Here is a 3039-nt window from a genome sequence, read left to right as displayed (position 1 = left end):
GTGGGCGGAACTCGATGCGGTCGAACGCCGTGCGGTTACGCCTGAGCGACACCTCGTCGCCGGCGCCGCCCTCCATGGCGTCGAAAACCGCCCGGGGAAGCCTGCGGCGCGCCAGTTCCCGGAAGTCCTCGACATTGATTGCGTCCTGCACCCTCACGAACACGGACCTTTCGCTGTCGGCCTGGCCACGGGATCGCGTTCTCCCGGTCGCCAGGACTGCCAGTCACTCCGAAAGCACTCAAGCGGCAGCCGTTCACGCCTTGCGGGAGCTGGTACAGCCAGCGAGGACCGCCCGGATGTCGGCCGCGATCTCGCTTACGACGGGTTCGCGCAGCACGGTGTCGTGGTCGCCGCCCACGGTGCGGTAGGTCGTCTCGCCGGTCAGCAGCGGGCGCCAGGCCTCCGTACGGTGCGGCGGCGAGGCGGCAGCCAGGTAGACTAGCGCCCGCCCGTTCCAGGGCTTGGGCCGGTAGAACCTCGTGAGCACCCGCGACTGGTTGTAGAAGACGTCGTACTGGTTCATGCCCTTGAACTGAACGACGCCAGCCAACGGGAGTTGGGCCGCCTGCCGGGCCCAGCCGAGCAGGACCCGTGCGGCAGCCCCCGCGCGCGCCGGGCCCATAGCCGATCCCCCCGCACGGTCCAAGGCTGGAGCCGGATTCGAGCTCCTGGTCGGGCCCCCCGGAACTGGAAGCTGAGAGGGCTGTACTCCTCCCGCGAAGACGCCGGAGGACGTGTCGGGCAGGAAGCTGTCGATGAGGACGAGCAGTTCGACGTGCTCGCCGGCCTCGGTGAGGAGTCTTGCGGTTTCGAGGGCGACGAGGCCGCCGAAGGAGTGGCCGGCGAGGTAGTAGGGGCCGGCGGGTTGGAGTAGGCGCAGGGTGCGGGCGTGACGGCGAGCGGCGGCGTAGATGGACCAGTCGGGGAGACCGCGGTATTCGAGGCCGTGGGCTTGGACGCCGTAGACGGGGCGTTCGCCGTCGAAGTGGCGGGCGAAGCCAAGCATGCCGACAGCGAGGCCGCCGGCGCCGCAGAAACAGAAGAGGGGCCCGCCGCTGCTGGTGGTGCGCAGCGGGACGACGGTGGGGTGGCGTAGGACGTCGGTGCCGGCATTGCGCAGGCGGGCGGTGAACTCGGCGACGGTGGGGGCGTTGGCGACGGTGGAGGTGGGGAGTTTGACACCGAGTTCGTCGGCGACCCTGGTGAGGAGCTCTTCGGCGATGAGGGAATCGCCGCCGAGTTCGACGAAGTCGTCGTGGATACCGACGTCGTCGAGGTGCAGGGCGGCGGCCCACACGCCGGCGACGGCCTCCTCCCACTGGTCGCGGGGCGGGTCCTGGCCGGATTTCGGACCGGCGGGGGGTAGGTTCAGTCGGTCGACCTTGCTGCGGTCGGTCCTCGGTAGTGCGGTGAGCAGCATGACGGTGGCCGGCACCATGTAGGAGGGCAGCTTGGCCCGTAGCAGGCGCCTGATCGAGGCCGGTGAGACCCGGGCGCCGGTCACGGGGACGACGTAGGCGACCAGGCGGGCCCGCTGCGTGGTCCTGTCGGCCACGACGACGGCTTCGAGCACATCCGAGCTCGCCAGCAGGGCGGACTCGATTTCGATCGGCTCGACGAGGTACCCGCGGATCTTCACGGCCGCGTCGTTGCGGCCGACAACCCTGAGCTGGCCGCTGGCGTCGATGCGCCCGAGGTCTCCGGTGCGGTAGGTGGGTGTGCCGTCCGGCCCGATGCCGAACCGCGACGCGCTCGCCGCCGGCACCCGCCAGTAGCCCCCCGTGATGAAGTGGCCCATCACGACGATCTCCCCCGTCTCACCGGGCGGCATCTCGATGCCATCCGGCGAGACCACCCTCACCGCGACGTCAACCACCGGCCGCCCGGCCGGCATCACGCCGTCGGGCAGGTCGTCGTCCGACCAGATCGGGGCACAGGTCGCCGTGCCGAGCTCCGAGGCTCCGTAGGAGACCAGGAACGCCGCGGCCGGTGGTAGGTGGTGGCGGGCCAACTCGACGTCGCGGGCGTAGATCGCCTTGCCGACCGACATGACGAATCGGAGGTCGTCGAGCACCTCGTCCGGCTCAAGGCAGCCGAACACAATCCGGATCAGCGCTGGCGTGGCCACGATGCCGGCAGGCCGGGTGGCGCGCAGCCAGTCGGCCAGGTCGCGGACGCCGCGGACCCGAGGGTCGTACATCTCGAGGGTGGTGCCGAAGACCAGGCCACCGACCGTCCGGTTCATCCCCGAGATGAAGGAGTAGGGCAGGAAAAGCGGCAGACGGTCGCCCGGAACCAGCCGCATCACGTCCTGGACCTGGATGGCGTAGTGGATGCCCAGCAGGGCGCGGTGGTGCCACACGACACCCTTCGGTACTCCGGTCGACCCGGAGGTGAAGATGAGCACGGCTGGATCGGTATCGGCCCGGCGCAGTCGACGCCACCCGGTCAGCCAGCGCCGGGGACCAGTCGGCGACGCGCTCGTCGCCGACGTCGATAGTCTCCACGATCCCCGGCAGCGCGGCGGCAGCCCGCTGGTCGGCGGAGCCAGTCTGTCCGGTGACGCACACCGAGGCCCCCGCCAGCCCCACGACCTGAGCGAGACGGTCGGTGGGATGCATCCTGTCGAGGGGCACGCAGGGCCGGCCGCTCGCGATGACGCCCAGGACGGCGGCGATCCCGCTCGCGCCGTGGGGCAACAGCACCGCGACGGGCGTGTCCGGGTCAGCCGCGGCGGGCTCCCGAAGGATGCGGCCGGCGACGACGTTCACCCAGGCGACGAGCTGGGCGAAGGTAACGGCACGGTGTTCGTTGCGGACCGCCACGACGTCGTGGCAGACCGCGGCGACGGTGCGGATCCGATCGACGACGTTTCCGAACCGGTCGTCGGGACGCAGCGGCGGCGGCACCGGCACCGCCTGGGTGACCTGGCCTTTCCTCATGTCAGGCCTTTCCTCGCGCCAGCCAGGTGAGTGATCATGCCGGCTTGCGCCGGCACCCTGTCCTGATGCGGATGTTGGTGCCGTCCGGTCCGACGTC

At 70.7% G+C, this 3039-nt stretch carries 2 protein-coding genes and 1 pseudogene; all 3 read right to left on the bottom strand.

What is annotated here, in order from left to right; genetic code table 11:
- The coding region (locus AC08ON_RS12535) for an alpha-hydroxy-acid oxidizing protein (RefSeq protein ID WP_476617026.1) at positions 1 to 151 on the bottom strand (151 nt) is incomplete at its 3' end.
- Between the two features lie 102 nt (positions 152 to 253).
- The gene (locus AC08ON_RS12530; protein ID WP_476607706.1) at positions 254 to 2407 is read right to left on the bottom strand and encodes an AMP-binding protein; all 2154 of its coding nucleotides are present in this window, start codon (positions 2405 to 2407) and stop codon (positions 254 to 256) included.
- A 118-nt stretch (positions 2408 to 2525) separates the two neighbouring features.
- Positions 2526 to 2942 (bottom strand): annotated as a pseudogene (locus tag AC08ON_RS12525) (AMP-binding protein); the annotation flags it as partial.
- Positions 2943 to 3039: the final 97 nt, after the last annotated feature.

This window comes from Frankia sp. CoWAU3, assembly GCF_977971855.1.
The sequence above is the reverse complement of the archived record's forward strand: the minus strand, read 5'-3'. Positions and strand labels throughout refer to the sequence as shown.